This is a genomic window from Mesorhizobium sp. CA7, assembly GCF_020165015.1.
Classification (GTDB): domain Bacteria; phylum Pseudomonadota; class Alphaproteobacteria; order Rhizobiales; family Rhizobiaceae; genus Mesorhizobium.
This window is the reverse complement of the sequence record NZ_JAIUHH010000022.1, coordinates 1-15,028: the sequence shown is the minus strand read 5'-3', so window position 1 is coordinate 15,028 and position 15,028 is coordinate 1. Positions and strand designations below refer to the sequence as shown.

Here is a 15,028-nt window from a genome sequence, read left to right as displayed (position 1 = left end):
CCGGCCCCCGGTCTTTCCCGTGCTGAACTAGTTGCAGCGAGCCGTGTAGATCCGGCCGCGATGATCGCGATACTGGCAATAGCCGTTGCGCAGGTTGCGAACCAGAAGGCCCGACCCGGCGCCGACGGCCGCGCCGATCAGCGCACCCTTGCTGCCGCCGACCAAGCCGCCCACGCCGGCGCCGATCAGGCCGCCGCCGACGACGTCCTGCTCGGTCGTTGTGCAGCCGCTGACAGCGACCACGGCAACCATGGCAATCATCATCTTCCGCATAGAATTGCTCCTCACTTTTGTCCTCACTTTCGGCAGTGCCAGCAACCATTTAGCATGAAAAAAGGTGCTTTGCCTGCCCGATTTTACTGTTGCCTAACGTAGTCTTTTCGGAACGCTTGCCGTTCGACGCGACAAGCATGCCGGGCACCTCCAGCGTTGCGAATTGCGTGTCGTCGGGCCGCACGTTCCCGACGATCTGATCGCAGTCGTCCAGCGCGGGATCCATAGTGGCCGACAAGTCAAAGCCGTGTGCGGGGTCAGAACAATTGCCAGGCCGCGGTCAGCGCCACGGCGGCCAGAAGCGCGATCGCGCCCAGGCGGAGCGAAAGATGCGACGACCGCGGCGCCCGCGGCAGATCGGCATCCTGGAAGCCGCTCATCGAGACGCGGGCGGCCTGCTCCAGCCTGTTCAGGTCGGCAACCACCATTTCGGTCTCCCCAGGTCGCGCCGGGGCGCGGATGGGTTTCCGGCGCATCGTCAGCCGGGAGCACAGGATCGGACTTTATGGTGAACAGCCGGTTAAAGCGCCTCCGCCGGCAAAGCGCTCCCGTCTCCGTCTGACGCAATTGCGGACGGATGGTTACGGCTAAGCCGCCTGACCGTCGCGCACTTTGCCTGGAATGTTCCTACGCCATCGACCGCGCTATCAATCCGTCTCGAAATTCCCGTGCGGGACGGTGAGACGGTATTCCATCCGGTCTCTGCCGATTTCCAGCGTCGCGGAGCCATTCAGCGACATCGGCACGACGCGTTCCAGCGCCACGCTGCCGAAACGCTTCTCATTGCGCTGCGCGTCGCCGACCGCCTCCGTCCAGGTCAGCAAGAGGTTGGGCGAGGTTCCATCTTCGGCCTCGAGCTTGGCGCGCACCTCGACATGGCCGTCCGGCCGCGACAGTGCGCCATAGCTCACTGAGTTGACGGCCAGCTCATGCATGGCGAGACCGATATGCAGGGCAGCGTTGGGGTTGAGGTAAGGATTTTCGCCCGCGAACCGCAGGCTTTGAGCCAGATCGCTGCTGTAGCGGCCGACCTGGCCGGATACGAGCTCGTGCAGCGCTGCTCCTCGCCAGTTGGAGGATGTGACGAGATCCTGCGAGGACGCGAGCGATTGCAGCCGGCCACGAAACCGCGCCAGGAACTCGCCGAGCGTCTCCGTATACCGCCCGGTCTGAGTGGCGACGCTCTGGATGATGGCGAGGAGATTTTTCGATCGATGGCTGACTTCGCGCAGCAATGTCTTCAGGGTCTGCTCGCGGCGTTTCTGCTCCGTCGTCTCCACCATCGTCGTGACGACGCCGAGGACATCGCCGGCTTCCCCCCGGTCTGCATCGATCCAAAGCTGGAACCAGCGTACCCCCTGGTGCCCCGGAATGCTGAGCTCGAGCTGGTCCGGGTTGCCGGATTCGATCACCTTGAGTTTGGCAGCCCTTATGCGTTCGGCCTGCGCCGGCGAGAGCAAGTCCTTGCCGTCGGCTGTATCGGACGCCCAGGGCGCGTTCATGTTGCGCGCCCAGACCGTTTCCATCTGCCGATCCTGGTAGAGAACCGAAATCCCTGCGTTATGCAGGGCGTGAAGCAAGGCCCGCCCCACCTGCATCCCGCTTTCCGAGGGATGCATCGCGATCACTTCGCGCTTTTCGAACCTGTCTTGTGTGGGACCTTGGGAAGGCATCGGAAATCCCCCACTCGGCCCTTGAACGGCCCAATCCGCAACTTGTTCCGCACGAGACGACACCCTGAAATTGGGCTTCCAAAAACGGTCCGCCGGACGGTGCTCTTTCGAGGCGCCGTCCGGCGGTGGCTGGAAACCGTTTGAGGGGTGCGGCTTCCAGTGTTGCGGTCAGGCTCTCCTGAAGAGGCCTGCGATGAGCGAAATCACCAGGAAGGCGAGAAAGATGAAGAACAGGATTTGCGCGATGCCTGCCGAAGTGCCGGCGATGCCGCCGAACCCAAGCGCGCCGGCGATGATCGCAACTACGAGAAATACGAGCGCCCAGTACAGCATGATGCGTCTCCTTCTTATGTCGGGAAAAGAACGTGGCCAGATGCCGTTTGTTCCACCATTTGCTGAAAAAGACGATCCCCCAAAGCGAGCTTTTCAGACCGCACACAGCCACGCGTCACGCATGGCGCGGAGCCTTGGCGTGACACTTGGGATCCAGCTTCGGAAGGGATCAGGCGGCGGCCTTGGCCTGACGGTCGAAGAACAGGGCCTGGCTGATCAACGCCTTGACCATGTCGGGATTGAACGGCTTGGTGACCAGGAAGGCCGGCTCGGGCCGTTCGCCGGTCAGCAGGCGTTCAGGGAAGGCAGTGATGAAGATCACCGGCACAGGCGTCGAGGACAAGATCTCGTTGACGGCTTCGATGCCCGAGCTCCCATCGGCGAGCTGGATGTCGGCCAGAACCATTTTCGGCCGCGTCCTGCCGAACAAGGCCACAGCCTCGGCATGCGTGCGCGCCGTGCCGACGACGCGGTGGCCGAGGCTCTCGACCATCTCCTCGATATCCATGGCGATCAGCGGCTCGTCCTCGATGATCAGCACATCGGTCGCGACTTGCCGGGAAATCTCGTTGCTCGCCTGGGCAAGCAGCTCCGAGAACTCATCCTCGTCGACGTCGAGGATCTCCGCCGCCTCGTCCTCGCTGAAGCCCTCGACGGCAACCAGAAGGAAAGCCTGCCTCGGCAGGGGCGCGATCGCATTCAGATTGGCCGCGGCCCGCTGCTCCCAGGCGGTCTGCGCCTGTTCCTGCGGCACGCGGATGGCCACGGAGGTGAACAGCCTGGCGAAAACCTTGTACAGCGCAATACGGTCGCTCGAGGCTTCGGGGAAGATATTGGTATCGGCGATAATGGCTTCCAGCATCGCGGCGACCAGCGCGTCACCGCTCTCCTGCGATCCCGACACCGCGCGCGAGAAGCGGCGAAGGAACGGGAGATGAGGAGCGATGGTTGCGGACAGACTCATTATTGACGTCTCCCTCAGATGACGTTTCATGTTCAAGGCCGCATTGGTTGCAAGCCCCTCTGCATCAAACGCCGGCTTCCGGAAAAAGTTCCGCCGGCCGCGGAACTAAATTAGCAGGTGAGCGTTTCGGATCCAGGGATGGGCAACCAGACGAGGGTTCCGCTTGCGTTGTGGTTTGAAGTCGAAGAGCGGCTCGGGTGCTGGAAATTAGGGCTATTTATGAAGGAAATGTCAAAAAAACAGATGGCTGATGCCGCAAGCAGGCATCGGAACGGCGATGGCAATCCGCTCGGTGCAAACTCCGAAATCGCTCGCAAGCTCAAGCAGTATTATGACGAACTGGTCTCGGATCGTGTGCCGGACCGTTTCGCTCAGCTGCTCAGCCAGCTGGAACAGACCGAACCTGCCCAGAAAAAGGACTGAGGCATGGCGGCGGTATCCCAGAGTTTCAAGACCGAGCTGCTCGGCGCGATCCCGAGCCTGCGGGCTTTCGCCGTGTCGCTCACACAGAATGCCGACCGGGCCGACGACCTCGTCCAGGAAACGCTGGTCAAGGCATGGGACAAGCATGAGAGCTTCCAGCCGGGCACCAATTTGAAGGCCTGGCTGTTCACCATCCTGCGCAATGAATTCTATTCGCAGATGCGCAAGCGCGGCCGCGAAGTGCAGGACAGCGACGGCATCATGACGGCCAGGCTTGCCGTTCATCCGGCCCAGCATGGCCAGCTCGATCTCAAGGATTTCCGCGGCGCGCTCGAGCAACTGCCCGAGGACCAGCGCGAAGCCATCATCCTGATCGGCGCTTCCGGCTTCTCCTATGAAGAAGCCGCCGAGATCTGCGGCTGCGCGGTCGGCACGATCAAAAGCCGCGTCAGCCGGGCGCGCGCCAGGCTGCAGGAGATCCTCAAGATTTCCGGAGAGGACGAGTTCGGGCCCGACGCGATCTCGGCGCAGGTCACAGGTTCGAACGCGGCTTAACTTTCGAGACGCGAAGGCGACAAGTACCTGCTCGCGCCATTCGGCGTCGTCATTCGGCGCGCTTGACGTATCCGGCATTCCTCGGGGAACCCGGATTCGCACCGGCCGGCCATGATGTGAGCGCGCAAGACGGCCTGAGATCGCCTCGGCAGCGACCGTCAGGCCGCCGGAGCGGCCCGTCCGCAGGCGATCGCCACGGCTTCGACGAGATCGTCGCCCGAGTAAGGCTTGGTCACCAGTCGAACGTCGGGGAATGAGTTCTTGATTTCGTCCGAATCCGAATAGCCGGAGGCGAATACGAACGGCACGCCCTCTGCGCGCAGCCGCGCGGCGAAATCCAGGGTCGACACCCCGCCAAGCATCAGGTCGACAACTGCCGCGTCGAAGCTCGAAGGCAGCGCCTGCCCGTCGATGTCGGCGATCTCTCGCGCGATCGTCACATCCGCGGCGCCGTGGTCACGGCAAAGCTGCTCGACATCCATCGCTATCAGGAACTCGTCTTCGAGGACAAGAATGCGCAATCCGTCAAGCAATGCTGTCACTTATGGGGTGTCTCCTTGGCAGCCGCACTCATGCGCGCAATCCGTCACGATGTCATTTAAAAAAGACATGGACATGACCTCAGCGGAACCGCTGCCCCCCTCAAACGTTTCCTTGCGCCCCTAGGGCAGGGATTTCGAAGAGGGGTCGAATGTCCGCACGTTTGGTTGCCACCCGCCAATATCCTTGCGAACAATGCCCGCTGCGGCCGCTGCCGGCCTTCCGCGAATTCGACGAGCAGGAGTTGTCATTTATCGACACCTTCAAGCGTGGTGAATTGGCTGTCGACAAAGGTGCGACCGTGCTGGTCGAAGGCAGCCACAGCGCGCATCTTTACACGGTGCTGTCGGGTTGGGCGTTCCGCTACAAGCTTTTGCCCGACGGGCGCCGGCAGATCCTCAATTTTTCCATGCCTGGCGACCTCATCGGTCTGCAGGGAAGTCTGATGGGCGAAATGCAGCATTCCGTCGAAGCCCTGTCGCCGATGCTGCTTTGCGTTTTCGAACGCGATCAGCTGCAGGAACTCTATCGCAACCATCCCGGCCTTGCCTATGACATCACCTGGATCGCGTCGCGCGAGGAGCGCATGCTGGATGAGAACCTGCTCAGCATCGGCCGCCGCACCGCGCTTGAACGCGCCGCCTATCTTATCGCCTTCATCGCCCGCCGGGCTCGCGGCGCCGGGCTCAACGGCACGACACCGGTGCAGATCCCGATTACGCAACAGCACATCGCCGACACGCTCGGCCTCTCGCTGGTCCATACCAACAAGACGATCCGCAAGCTGATGGACCGCAAGCTCATCATGTGGCGGGACGGCGGCTGCGAAGTGATCGACTATGACGGGCTGAAGAAGCTTGCCCGCTGGGAGGGGCTAGGCGAGGAATGCAGGCCGCTGATCTAGGTTGGCTTGCAACGACCGGAACCATGGCGCCGAAGGGGCGTTGAAACCAACGCAAACACAAGGAGTTAGAGAATGGCAACCGCCGCAGGCAAATCCGCCACAGACGAAGCAACCGCCGCCGATCTGGAGGCCGATATCGAGCAACTGAAAGCGGACATCCAGCGACTCACCGAGCAGCTCGCCACGACTGGTCAACACGGCTACGGCGCGGCCCGTCGCGCCGCCGCGGACGGCGTCGAGCAATTGCGCGCGCAGGGCGAAGCCGCGTTCGAGAGCATGCGGGGAAGCGCCGAGGATATCGAAGCGCAGCTGATCGCCAAGGTGCGCGAGAAGCCGGTGACCTCGCTGGCCATCGCGGCGGGCGTCGGTTACCTGTTCGCCCTGCTTTCCCGCCGCTAACCGCAGATGGGGGCGCTTGTCTCGCTGATCTCGGCCCTCGCCTCGGGCGAGGCGATGGCCGCTTTGCATAGGACGCGGACCGCGGCAATCCTTTACGGGCTTGCCGCCATTTTCGCCTTGTGCGGTGTCGGCTTCCTCATCGGCGCCGCCTACATCTGGCTGGCGGTCCGCTACGGACCGATGGCGACCAGTCTCGGCTTCGGCGTCGGCTTCCTGGTGGTTGCCGGGCTCATCCTCGTCATTCACAAGCTGGCGGCCGGCATGCGCAGCAAGCGCCGGGCGCGGCGACGCCAGGCCAATATGACGGCGGCGGGCGTTACCGCAGCACTTGCCTTGCTTCCGGCCCTCGCCAAAAGCAAAGGCGGGCTTGGAGCCGTTGTCGCGCCTGCCCTGGCGGTCGTCGCGTATGCCATCTATCGCGAGAACACCAAGTCCGGGCCGTCGAAGCCGGACCCGGAAGACTTGCTTTGAGCAGTGCCGGAGCGCTCATTTCAAGGACGGCTCGAGCGGCATCGATATTTCGGCGAAGACGCCATCCGGGCGAAATTCGTGGATCACCTCGCTGTCGATGACCTTGGCGAGGCTGCGGCGGATCAGGATCGAGCCAAAACCCTGGCGATCCGGAGGCTCGACCCGCGGCCCACCGCTTTCGCGCCAGGTCAGCACCAGGCGGCGCGCGCCTTTGCGGCCTTGCGTCTTCCAGTCGAGATCGACTTTTCCCGACGGCGCGGAGAGTGAGCCGTATTTCATCGCGTTGCTGGCGAGCTCATGCAGGATCAGGCCGAGCCCGACCGCTTGATCGGGCGAGAGCAGAAGCTCGGGACCCGAAATCGCGATACGCGGCTGGCGGCCCGTGTCGAAAGCCCTGACCTCGATGCGTGCCAATTCGCCGATGCCAATGCCGCGCCATTCGCGGTCGGACAGCAGATTATGGGCGGCGCCGAGCGCCTGCAGCCTGGCACCGAAGGCCTCCAGGAACACACTCGGCTGGCGAGCGTGGCGGACGGTCTGCGTCGCCAGCGCCTGCACGGTCGCCAATGTGTTCTTGACGCGGTGGTTGAGCTCACGCAGCAAGAGGCGCTGCCGCTCGTCGCCGAGCTTGCGCTCGGTGATGTCGTAGTTGACGCCGAAGATCAGCGTCGGCTTGCCCTCGCCGTCGCGTTCGATCACGCGTCCGCGCGTGGCGATCCAGCGGGGTGGATGGACCCCCTTGACCCGGTACTCGCCAAAATAGTCGTCGCTGCCGCTCAGCGCGTCGCGGAAACGCGTCTCGGTCTGGTAGACGTCGCGCGGGTCGATGGCGCGCAGGATGTCGCGCGCCTTCAGCCGGTTCGAAGGCGGCAGGTTGAAAAGCTCGGCCAGAAGCGTGTCGCATTCGATCATGTCGGTGCGTATGTCCCACGCCCAGCTCGCCAGTGAGGCGGCGTCGAGCGCGATGGCGCGGCGCTTTTCCTCGCGCGCCAGTTCCGCCTTGGCGATGGCGCCGTCGCGGGTGGCGTCCTTCAGCGCGAACAGGCTGGCCGCGAGGTCGGCCAGCATTCTCAGCTTCGCCAGCTTGTCCTCGGCCGGAAACGGTCTCGGCTGGCGATCGAGCACGCAGAGCGTACCGATCCTGGCACCGGCCACCATCATCGGCACGCCGATAAAAAAACGGATGTGCTGCTTGCCCGTGACCAGCGGATTGTCGGCGAAACGCGGATCGAGCGTGGCGTCGGTCACCACCATGGGATCGTCGCCGGCGGCGATGGCGTGGGCGCAGAAGGAAGTGCTGCCCGGCGTCTCCTTCTCGTCGAGGCCGATGCGCGCCTTTAACCGTCGGCGACTGCTGCCGATCAGGCTCACCAACGCGACAGGCGCTTCGGCGGTTGCCGCAGCGAGACCGGTGATACGGTCCAAGTCCGGATCGGTTGCCGTATCCATGGCGCCCAGGCCCTGAAGCAGGGTGAGCCGCTCCGCATCGATCACGACGCGGCTGACGTCCGCTGGCAAACTATCCGCCTTGCTGCTCACCATTCCCTCAAAACGCCACGCAATCGGCCATCATATACACGCAATCGGTTGCCGCATGCTTGCGGGGCGTCTTTTCCGACACGGAACCTTCCCGAACAGGATCCGTTACCGACCATGTCGTGCCTGAAGCGCCCGCCGCCGCGCAGCATGGAGGCCAATCGTGACCAAGATTGTACCTGAAGACAAAGCTCGCCAGGGGCATTGGGGCTGGCACGCCCTCAGAATCCTCATCGCCGGGCTGCTGCTCGCCTTCATCGCGTGGGGCGCGGTCGAGATCTACGGCGAGCTGATCAAGTCGCCGACGACCCAGCAGAACGTGCCGACGGCGCCGCCCGCCGAGCAGAAATCCACTCAAGGCAGCTGATCTTTCCATCACGCCGCCTTCGCCTGCGCATTGCGGGACGGGACAAGCACGTTCAGGGCGCCGGGGTGACTCTCGACCGTGGTTTCCCTCTCCAGCCTGATCAATTCGCCGTCCAGCACCGCGCTGAACTTCCTGGTGGGCGAACGGATTTTCAGCACGACCTTGCCAGCCTGATGCACTTCGACATGCGCGCTCTGGCGCAACCTGCCGCGCAGCATGTCCAGCAGCAGCTTCGCCAGATGATGACGCCGGCGCGCGACGCTGACATAGATGCCGAGCACGCCGCCAGCCGGGTTGTCGGCATAGGGCAGGTGGCCTTCGCCGAACAGATTGTTGGAGATGCCGATGCCGGTCGTGCGGGTGACGATCTCGGCCTTGCCGATGCTCAGGCTCACCTTGAGCGCCGGCGGGTTCTTGATAGCCGCCCACGCCGCGCGCACGGACGCCTGCATCTTTCCAAGGCGCGAGCCGAAATCCATTTTCTCGCGCAACTGGACCATCTTGGCGTGCATGCCGACGGAGAACTGATGCACGAAAGGCTGGCCGTTGGCGCTCGCCATATCGACGGCAATCACCTCGCCGTCGGCAAAGGACTGCAACGCCGCTTCCAATGTCTGCGGGATGCCCAGGCCGCGCGCAAACAGGTTCATCGTGCCGGCCGGCAAGATGGCCAGGGCCTTCTTCTTGTTCATGAGGAGGGATGCCGCGGTGGAAATCGTGCCGTCGCCGCCTCCGGCGAGAACAACGTCGATATTTCGCCTGGCGATGACCTTTTCCAGCGCCGTGGCGACGTCGCGACCGGCAACGATGTCGATCTCGACCGAATGCCCCGCCGCTTCGAGGGTCTGACGCAGCTTTTCGGAAAATGCTTCCATGTCGATGGTGCGGAGGGTGCCGCCGTCCTGGTTCAGCACCGCAGCAAACCGCATATCGCGCTCCGTGTTCGAGTCATTTTGAGCCGGCAGACCCTCAGCCGCAGGCTGAACGAGGAGGCCGCCGCAAAGGTTCCGCCGGGAGGTCAGCAATCCATGGACGCGTGAACGTGTTGCGGTTGGAACAACCCTCCGGTCACAACGTTGTGAACCTGTAGACATTGCCGCTTCCGACCTGCCGTCAAGAGGCTGGCCAAGAAGCGTCATGCGCAGATCAGGCACGAGGAGAGACCATCATGATGATCCGCACTCTTTTTGCGACGACCGCGATCGCAACCCTTCTAGCAACCGGGGCTTTCGCGCAGACGACGCCCGCCCCGGCTCCACAGCCCCCAGCAGCCGAGAATCCGGCGCCGGTCCCGCGCGCCGATGGCGCCCTGATGAGCAATATTATCGGCGAGTCCGTCTATAACGGCACGGGAGACGATGCACAGAATATCGGCAAGGTTGACGATGTCGTCTTCGATGCCAGCGGCAATGCCAAGTCGGCCATTATCGGGGTCGGCGGGTTCCTTGGCGTCGGCAAGAAGGACGTCGCTTTCGACTACGCCAAGCTGGAATGGGCAGAGAAGAACGGCGACCGCTGGCTGGTCGCCAAGTCGACCAAAGAGGAGCTGAACGCTCTGCCGTCATTCGACCGCAAGCCGTATGATCCGGCGCCGGCGCAGTCGACCGGCGCTACGCAGCCCGCCAATAACACGACGACAGCCCAGGCTCCCGCGGCCGCACCGGCCGAGCCGGTGAAGAAGGCGGAGGGCAACATCGCCACCAACATCATGGGCGAGTCGGTTTATAACGGCACTGCGGACGATGCTCAGAAGATCGGTGACGTGAAGGACATCGTGCTTGCCAAGGACGGCAAGGCCGAGTCCCTGGTGATCGGCGTCGGCGGCTTCCTCGGCATCGGCACGAAGAACGTCACTTTCGACTTCGACAAGGCGAAATGGGCGGAGAAGAACGGCGACCGCTGGCTGGTGGCCGAGACGACGAAGGAGCAGCTGCAGGCCCAGCCGGAGTTCGACCGCAAGCCCTATGATCCGGCGCCCGGCACGACGACGGCCGCGAACAACGCGCCGGCAACGACCACGCCTGCGGTGGTCGCTTCGGGCACGACGTCCGATAAGGGAGCTAAGCCGGCAGAGCCCGCCAAGCCGGCGGCCGAGAACAAGCCTGCGACGCCGCCGGCCCAGAGCACGGCTGAGAACAAGCCTGCCGATAATAGCGGCGCTGCCACCGACCAGACCAAGACGGCTTCCATCGACAAGTCGACCCTGACCGAGATGCCGATGGGCAACATGCGCGTCGACGACCTCAAGGGCACGACGGTCTATGGCGCCAACGACGAGAAGATCGGTTCGATCGGCGACGTCGTGCTGACGCCCGACAACAAGCCGGACGCGGTCATCGTCGATGTCGGCGGCTTCCTCGGCATCGGTGCCAAGGAAGTGGCGATCGGCATGGATAAGCTCAAATTCATGACCGACAAGAACGGCAAGAAATATCTCTACACCAACTTCACCAAGGAGCAGCTGCAGGCGCAAACGGCCTATGACAAGAGCAGTTATGCCGCCAACCGCGACCAGCAGCGGATGATTCTAAAGTGACGATCAGGCAGTAGGAATTAGGCAATAGGGAATAGGGAATAGGGAATAGGGAATAGGGAATAGGGAATAGGGAATAAAGGCTATTGCCTCCGGCCCTCCAACGTGGACCATCTCCTACTGCCTACTGCCTACTGCCTACTGCCTACTGCCTACTGCCTACTGCCTACTGCCTACTGCCTACTGCCTACTGCCTACTCACGTACCCCACCACTCCATCTTCCGTCAGTTCCGCCAAGGCAAGGGACTGATCGAGGTGAGCGGCACGCCAGGCGAGCATCTTCTCGGCGAACTCGAGCCGTACCGGGAGATAGGCTGGCTCGTTCGCCACATTGTTCAGCTCGCCTGGGTCCTTCGATAGGTCGAACAGAAGCGCCGGCAGACCGCCGCCGAAATGGACATATTTGAAGTCCGCCGCGCGGATGACGGCGAGGTTGCAGGCGTTCGATCCGACACCGAAATGGCGTTCGGCTTCCCCTTGGGCGACCGTGCGGAAATCAAACTCCCAATGCGCGGCGTCGCGCCAGGCTTCCGGTTCCGTTCCATCCAGCCGAGGCGCGAGCGAACGGCCGTCGAGGTGGCGCTGCGGGGCGGCGCCGATCAGGTCGAGCAAGGTGGGGAAGACATCGACGGCTTCGGTGAAATGATCCAGGGATGTGCCCGCGGCGGCTCCCCGCCGCGGATCGCGGATGATCAACGGAATGTGGTAGCTGGCGTCGAAGAAGCCGCCTTTGCCGAGCATGTAATGATCGCCCATCATCTCGGCATGGTCGGAGGTGAGCACGATCACGGTGTCGTCCCAGGCACCCGCCGATTTGATCGCTTGCCAGATGCGGCCGAGCTGCGCGTCGACCTCGGAGATCATGCCGTAATAGATCGCGCGGATGCGGCGAAAGTTCTCCTCGCTCCAGTCCGGCACGTTGCCCTCGATGCCGGGGACGAATTTTGTCCGCCTCTGCCCGGCGAGATCGTAGGCGAGATAGGGATGGCTGCCGGCCTCGGCCTGCCAACTTGCAGCGCGTTTGAACGCGGGACCTTCGGCCGGATCATACATGCTGTTGTAGGGCTCCGGCACGATGAAGGGGGGGTGCGGGCTGATGAAGGAGATATGCGCGAACCACGGCGCGCTCTCCTCCTGCTCGCCAAGCCAGCGGATGAACTCGCCGGCCAGGAACGCGGTCGGCGTTTGGTCTTTCGAATAGATCGGCGGCGCGTTGGTCACGTCGCGTTCTGCCTGGCCGCGGGCCGGACGGTGGACGTCGGGGCTGCCTGCGCCGGTGTCGATACCCTGGGTCCGCAGCCATGACAACCATTGCTTCTGATGCTCGGGCAGGGCCTGGCGCACGGTGAATCCCGGCAGCACGCCTTCATAGCTGCGCAGGCGCGGATCCCCGGCCGCCAGCCGGCGCGGATCGAGCGCGACATCTGTGTAGCCGAACAGGGTGGGATCATAGCCCGCCGCGCGCGCCGAAAGCGCGATGTTGCCATGGCGCGCGTCAAGCGGCGTGCCGTTGCGGCAGACGCGATTGTTCATCTGGTAGAGCCCGGTGTAGAGGCACGCGCGGGCAGGCGAGCAGGGTGCCGCCCCGCCGTAATGGCGGCGGAAAAGCACGCCCTCCGCGGCGAGCGCATCCACGTTCGGCGTCATCACCACCGGATGGCCGGCCGCCGACAGGCAATCGCCACGCCACTGGTCGCAGGTGATGAGCAGGACGTTCGGGCGGTGCGTGCGATTGTCCAAGATCGTCTCCTTGTGGAAGCGTTCAGATGGAACGGAAATCACCCGCGTTGCAAGCCAAGCTTGGTGACAGATCGGTGAACATGTTTCGAACTGTCGTTCACTTTCATGATACAGTCCATTCTATGTTTGCCCGCTTTGCCGCCGGCCCGCTCATCCTCATATTGGCGTGGACAGCGGCAAGGGCCGCACAAGGACAAAGGGAAGGAGCAGGATCATGCTCAATCAGATACAGGGGCTGCATCACGTCACTTCGATGGCGAGCGACGCACGCCGCAATAATGAGTTCTTTACGAAAAAGCTTGGCCTGCGCCGGGTTAAGAAGACCGTCAATTTCGACGCGCCGGATGTCTACCATCTCTACTATGCCGACGAGGTCGGCACGCCGGGTTCGGTGATGACCTATTTCCCGTTCCCCGATATCGCCAAGGGCCGGCACGGCGTCGGCGAGGTGGGCACAACGGTATTCTCGGTGCCGGAAGGCACCTTGGCCTATTGGGAAAAGCGCTTCGCCGATGAGGGCGTGGGCAATGTTGCCCGCACCGAAAGCTTCGGCGAAAAGCGGCTCACCTTCACCGGCCCGGACGTCGACAGTTTCGCGCTCGTCGAGGACAAGACCGACAAGCGGGCGCCCTGGGTCAAGGGCGGTGTTCCCGGCGACGAGGCGATCCGCGGCTTTCACTCGGTCTCGCTGCGGCTGAAGGACGGCGGCGCCACCGAGGAGCTTTTGAAATTCATGGGCTATGAGGAGGGCGACAAGTCCGGCAATATTCGCCGGCTGGCGATCAAGAACGGCAACGGCGCCGACGTCGTCGACATCGAATCGCTGCCGGGTGCCGGCTTTGCCAATCTCGGCGCCGGCTCGGTACACCATGTCGCTTTCGCGGTCGAGGATCGCGCAAAACAGCTGGAAGTGCGCAAGGCGCTGGTCGACACGGGCTATGGCGTGACGCCGGTCATCGATCGCGACTATTTCTGGGCGATCTATTTCCGCACGCCGGGCGGCGTGCTGTTCGAGGTGTCGACCAACGAGCCGGGCTTCGACCGCGACGAGGACACCGCGCATCTCGGCGAGGCGCTGAGGCTGCCGGCGCAGCACCAGCATCTGCGGCCCTATCTCGAACAGCATCTGCAGAAGCTGGAAGACTGAAGCCATGAGCAAGGACGCTTACATCCACAAGGTGCTGCCCGGCGTACCGGGCAGCCCGCTGCTCTTCGTCCTCCACGGCACCGGCGCCGACGAGAACCAGCTTCTCGGTTTCGGCCGCGAGCTTATGCCTTCGGCGACGATCGTCTCGCCGCGCGGCGATGTGTCGGAGCACGGTGCTCCCCGTTTCTTCCGCCGCACCGGCGAGGGTGTCTACGACATGGACGACCTGGCGCGAGCGACATCGAAGATGGCGGGCTTCGTCAAGGCGCATGTCGAGACCGCAAAACCCTCGGCGGTGTTCGGCCTCGGCTACTCCAACGGCGCCAACATCCTGGCCTCGATGGTGTTCGCCGAGCCGGGCCTGTTCGATGGCGCGACGCTGATGCATCCGCTGATCCCGTTCGAGCCCCACGTCCAGGGCAGCCTTGCCGGCCGCCGCATCCTGATCACGGCCGGCAGGCGCGACCCGATCTGTCCGCCCAATTTGACGTCGCGGCTCGAGGCCTATTTGCGCGCCGACGGCGCCGATGTCACAGTGGAATGGCACGACGGCGGGCATGAGGTTCGGCCGAATGAAATCGAAGCGGCGCGGCGGTTTTTCGCGCCGGCGCCCGTTGCCGAAGGAGGCAAGTAACATGGCCGACCAACTGCCCGAGATCGAACTGGAAGACCGCGGCTCCAAGGGGCGTTACGTACTGCGCGGCCCGGGCGGCGCCGAGGCCGAGATGACGTTCACCAAGATCGGCGAGCACCAGCTCATCATCGACCACACTGAGGTGCCGGACGTCTTTCGCGGCCAGGGCGCCGGGCTTCGGCTCGTCACCCGCGCGGTCGAGGATGCGCGTGCCGCCGGCAAGAAGATCATCCCGCTCTGCCCCTTCGCCAACGCCCAGTTCCGCCGCCACCCGGAATGGGCGGATGTGCTGAAGCGGTAGCACCGTCTTTCCCTTCTCCCCCTGTGGGCCTGTTGCGCAGTTAGCGAGAACAGGCTCGCAGAGGGGTTTTGGCCGCGAAGTCTGTTGTGCTTGGTGGGCGATTTGGCCTTGGGGTTGAGTTTGATGGTGGCGGTGCGGCCCCTAGGCCGGTAGCTGGGCGCACCTATCCTGTGATGGCCGCCCATCGGCGCATGTTGAAAGCGATCGCCGCCATCGTTACCTGGGCTGCGGCCT

The 15,028-nt window shown here is 63.6% G+C and carries 19 protein-coding genes; 10 read left to right on the top strand and 9 right to left on the bottom strand.

Annotated features, from left to right (window positions below):
* Positions 1 to 27: 27 nt before the first annotated feature.
* From LB552_RS26460 to LB552_RS26440, 5 genes are all read right to left on the bottom strand, one after another.
* A complete protein-coding gene (locus LB552_RS26460) occupies positions 28 to 273 on the bottom strand; it encodes a YMGG-like glycine zipper-containing protein (protein ID WP_095767375.1) in 246 nt (81 codons plus the stop codon).
* A 257-nt stretch (positions 274 to 530) separates the two neighbouring features.
* Entirely contained in the window at positions 531 to 701 is a 171-nt protein-coding gene (locus tag LB552_RS26455; protein WP_224611100.1) for a hypothetical protein, read from the bottom strand.
* A 219-nt stretch (positions 702 to 920) separates the two neighbouring features.
* Positions 921 to 1,892 carry a sensor histidine kinase gene (locus tag LB552_RS26450; RefSeq protein WP_224545662.1) on the bottom strand — a complete coding sequence of 324 codons (972 nt, stop codon included), beginning with the start codon at positions 1,890 to 1,892 and terminating at the stop codon, positions 921 to 923.
* 222 nt (positions 1,893 to 2,114) lie between these two features.
* Complete coding sequence (locus LB552_RS26445) at positions 2,115 to 2,279, bottom strand: DUF1328 domain-containing protein (RefSeq protein ID WP_018429836.1); 165 nt, start codon at positions 2,277 to 2,279, stop codon at positions 2,115 to 2,117.
* 169 nt (positions 2,280 to 2,448) lie between these two features.
* Positions 2,449 to 3,243 (bottom strand): response regulator, encoded by a 795-nt coding sequence (locus tag LB552_RS26440; RefSeq protein ID WP_095767378.1) that lies wholly within the window; start codon positions 3,241 to 3,243, stop codon positions 2,449 to 2,451.
* Between the two features lie 219 nt (positions 3,244 to 3,462).
* On the opposite strand from LB552_RS26440, the gene LB552_RS26435 reads away from it, so the two are divergent.
* Both LB552_RS26435 and LB552_RS26430 read left to right on the top strand, forming a co-directional pair.
* Positions 3,463 to 3,666, top strand: coding sequence for a NepR family anti-sigma factor (locus LB552_RS26435; RefSeq protein WP_224527505.1), 204 nt, complete (start codon positions 3,463 to 3,465; stop codon positions 3,664 to 3,666).
* Between the two features lie 3 nt (positions 3,667 to 3,669).
* On the top strand, positions 3,670 to 4,221 hold the full coding sequence (locus LB552_RS26430) for an RNA polymerase sigma factor (RefSeq protein WP_040985057.1): 552 nt from the start codon (positions 3,670 to 3,672) through the stop codon (positions 4,219 to 4,221).
* 158 nt (positions 4,222 to 4,379) lie between these two features.
* On the opposite strand, the gene LB552_RS26425 is transcribed toward LB552_RS26430, so the two are convergent.
* A complete protein-coding gene (locus tag LB552_RS26425; protein ID WP_224611097.1) occupies positions 4,380 to 4,763 on the bottom strand; it encodes a response regulator in 384 nt (127 codons plus the stop codon).
* 149 nt (positions 4,764 to 4,912) lie between these two features.
* Here LB552_RS26425 and LB552_RS26420 point away from each other — a divergent pair, with 149 nt between their 5' ends.
* The 3 genes from LB552_RS26420 to LB552_RS26410 all read left to right on the top strand — a co-directional run bounded on the left by LB552_RS26420 (position 4,913) and on the right by LB552_RS26410 (position 6,535).
* Positions 4,913 to 5,665 (top strand): Crp/Fnr family transcriptional regulator, encoded by a 753-nt coding sequence (locus LB552_RS26420; protein ID WP_224611095.1) that lies wholly within the window; start codon positions 4,913 to 4,915, stop codon positions 5,663 to 5,665.
* A gap of 72 nt (positions 5,666 to 5,737) precedes the next feature.
* Positions 5,738 to 6,064, top strand: a complete 327-nt coding sequence (locus LB552_RS26415; protein WP_140545906.1) for a YqjD family protein — start codon at positions 5,738 to 5,740, stop codon at positions 6,062 to 6,064.
* A 6-nt stretch (positions 6,065 to 6,070) separates the two neighbouring features.
* A complete protein-coding gene (locus tag LB552_RS26410) occupies positions 6,071 to 6,535 on the top strand; it encodes a phage holin family protein (protein ID WP_224611093.1) in 465 nt (154 codons plus the stop codon).
* A gap of 15 nt (positions 6,536 to 6,550) precedes the next feature.
* On the opposite strand, the gene LB552_RS26405 is transcribed toward LB552_RS26410, so the two are convergent.
* The gene (locus LB552_RS26405) at positions 6,551 to 8,077 is read right to left on the bottom strand and encodes a sensor histidine kinase (protein ID WP_224611091.1); all 1,527 of its coding nucleotides are present in this window, start codon (positions 8,075 to 8,077) and stop codon (positions 6,551 to 6,553) included.
* Positions 8,078 to 8,234: 157 nt separating this feature from the next.
* On the opposite strand from LB552_RS26405, the gene LB552_RS26400 reads away from it, so the two are divergent.
* Complete coding sequence (locus tag LB552_RS26400) at positions 8,235 to 8,438, top strand: hypothetical protein (protein WP_095767385.1); 204 nt, start codon at positions 8,235 to 8,237, stop codon at positions 8,436 to 8,438.
* An 8-nt stretch (positions 8,439 to 8,446) separates the two neighbouring features.
* Here LB552_RS26400 and LB552_RS26395 read toward each other — a convergent pair whose 3' ends face one another.
* Complete coding sequence (locus LB552_RS26395) at positions 8,447 to 9,367, bottom strand: diacylglycerol/lipid kinase family protein (protein ID WP_224611089.1); 921 nt, start codon at positions 9,365 to 9,367, stop codon at positions 8,447 to 8,449.
* A 242-nt stretch (positions 9,368 to 9,609) separates the two neighbouring features.
* On the opposite strand from LB552_RS26395, the gene LB552_RS26390 reads away from it, so the two are divergent.
* Positions 9,610 to 10,974 (top strand): PRC-barrel domain-containing protein, encoded by a 1,365-nt coding sequence (locus tag LB552_RS26390; RefSeq protein WP_224611167.1) that lies wholly within the window; start codon positions 9,610 to 9,612, stop codon positions 10,972 to 10,974.
* Positions 10,975 to 11,158: 184 nt separating this feature from the next.
* On the opposite strand, the gene LB552_RS26385 is transcribed toward LB552_RS26390, so the two are convergent.
* Positions 11,159 to 12,712: an alkaline phosphatase family protein gene (locus LB552_RS26385; RefSeq protein WP_224611087.1), complete on the bottom strand. Its 1,554-nt coding sequence runs from the start codon at positions 12,710 to 12,712 to the stop codon at positions 11,159 to 11,161.
* Between the two features lie 214 nt (positions 12,713 to 12,926).
* Here LB552_RS26385 and LB552_RS26380 point away from each other — a divergent pair, with 214 nt between their 5' ends.
* The 3 genes from LB552_RS26380 to LB552_RS26370 are packed head-to-tail and all read left to right on the top strand — an operon-like array spanning position 12,927 to position 14,794.
* Entirely contained in the window at positions 12,927 to 13,859 is a 933-nt protein-coding gene (locus tag LB552_RS26380; protein WP_224611085.1) for a VOC family protein, read from the top strand.
* Positions 13,860 to 13,863: 4 nt separating this feature from the next.
* Positions 13,864 to 14,493 carry an alpha/beta hydrolase gene (locus LB552_RS26375; RefSeq protein ID WP_224611083.1) on the top strand — a complete coding sequence of 210 codons (630 nt, stop codon included), beginning with the start codon at positions 13,864 to 13,866 and terminating at the stop codon, positions 14,491 to 14,493.
* 1 nt (position 14,494) lies between these two features.
* Entirely contained in the window at positions 14,495 to 14,794 is a 300-nt protein-coding gene (locus LB552_RS26370) for a GNAT family N-acetyltransferase (RefSeq protein WP_095767389.1), read from the top strand.
* Positions 14,795 to 15,028: the final 234 nt, after the last annotated feature.

Excerpts from the sequence above, each read along its gene's own strand:
- LB552_RS26460 (WP_095767375.1), bottom strand. The coding sequence starts at position 273 with ATGCGGAAGATGATGATTGCCATGGTTGCCGTGGTCGCTGTCAGCGGC.
- LB552_RS26455 (WP_224611100.1), bottom strand. The coding sequence starts at position 701 with ATGGTGGTTGCCGACCTGAACAGGCTGGAGCAGGCCGCCCGCGTCTCG.
- LB552_RS26450 (WP_224545662.1), bottom strand. The coding sequence starts at position 1,892 with ATGCATCCCTCGGAAAGCGGGATGCAGGTGGGGCGGGCCTTGCTTCAC.
- LB552_RS26445 (WP_018429836.1), bottom strand. The coding sequence starts at position 2,279 with ATGCTGTACTGGGCGCTCGTATTTCTCGTAGTTGCGATCATCGCCGGC.
- LB552_RS26440 (WP_095767378.1), bottom strand. The coding sequence starts at position 3,243 with ATGAGTCTGTCCGCAACCATCGCTCCTCATCTCCCGTTCCTTCGCCGC.
- LB552_RS26435 (WP_224527505.1), top strand. The coding sequence starts at position 3,463 with ATGAAGGAAATGTCAAAAAAACAGATGGCTGATGCCGCAAGCAGGCAT.
- LB552_RS26430 (WP_040985057.1), top strand. The coding sequence starts at position 3,670 with ATGGCGGCGGTATCCCAGAGTTTCAAGACCGAGCTGCTCGGCGCGATC.
- LB552_RS26420 (WP_224611095.1), top strand. The coding sequence starts at position 4,913 with ATGTCCGCACGTTTGGTTGCCACCCGCCAATATCCTTGCGAACAATGC.
- LB552_RS26415 (WP_140545906.1), top strand. The coding sequence starts at position 5,738 with ATGGCAACCGCCGCAGGCAAATCCGCCACAGACGAAGCAACCGCCGCC.
- LB552_RS26410 (WP_224611093.1), top strand. The coding sequence starts at position 6,071 with ATGGGGGCGCTTGTCTCGCTGATCTCGGCCCTCGCCTCGGGCGAGGCG.
- LB552_RS26405 (WP_224611091.1), bottom strand. The coding sequence starts at position 8,077 with ATGGTGAGCAGCAAGGCGGATAGTTTGCCAGCGGACGTCAGCCGCGTC.
- LB552_RS26395 (WP_224611089.1), bottom strand. The coding sequence starts at position 9,367 with ATGCGGTTTGCTGCGGTGCTGAACCAGGACGGCGGCACCCTCCGCACC.
- LB552_RS26390 (WP_224611167.1), top strand. The coding sequence starts at position 9,610 with ATGATCCGCACTCTTTTTGCGACGACCGCGATCGCAACCCTTCTAGCA.
- LB552_RS26380 (WP_224611085.1), top strand. The coding sequence starts at position 12,927 with ATGCTCAATCAGATACAGGGGCTGCATCACGTCACTTCGATGGCGAGC.
- LB552_RS26375 (WP_224611083.1), top strand. The coding sequence starts at position 13,864 with ATGAGCAAGGACGCTTACATCCACAAGGTGCTGCCCGGCGTACCGGGC.
- LB552_RS26370 (WP_095767389.1), top strand. The coding sequence starts at position 14,495 with ATGGCCGACCAACTGCCCGAGATCGAACTGGAAGACCGCGGCTCCAAG.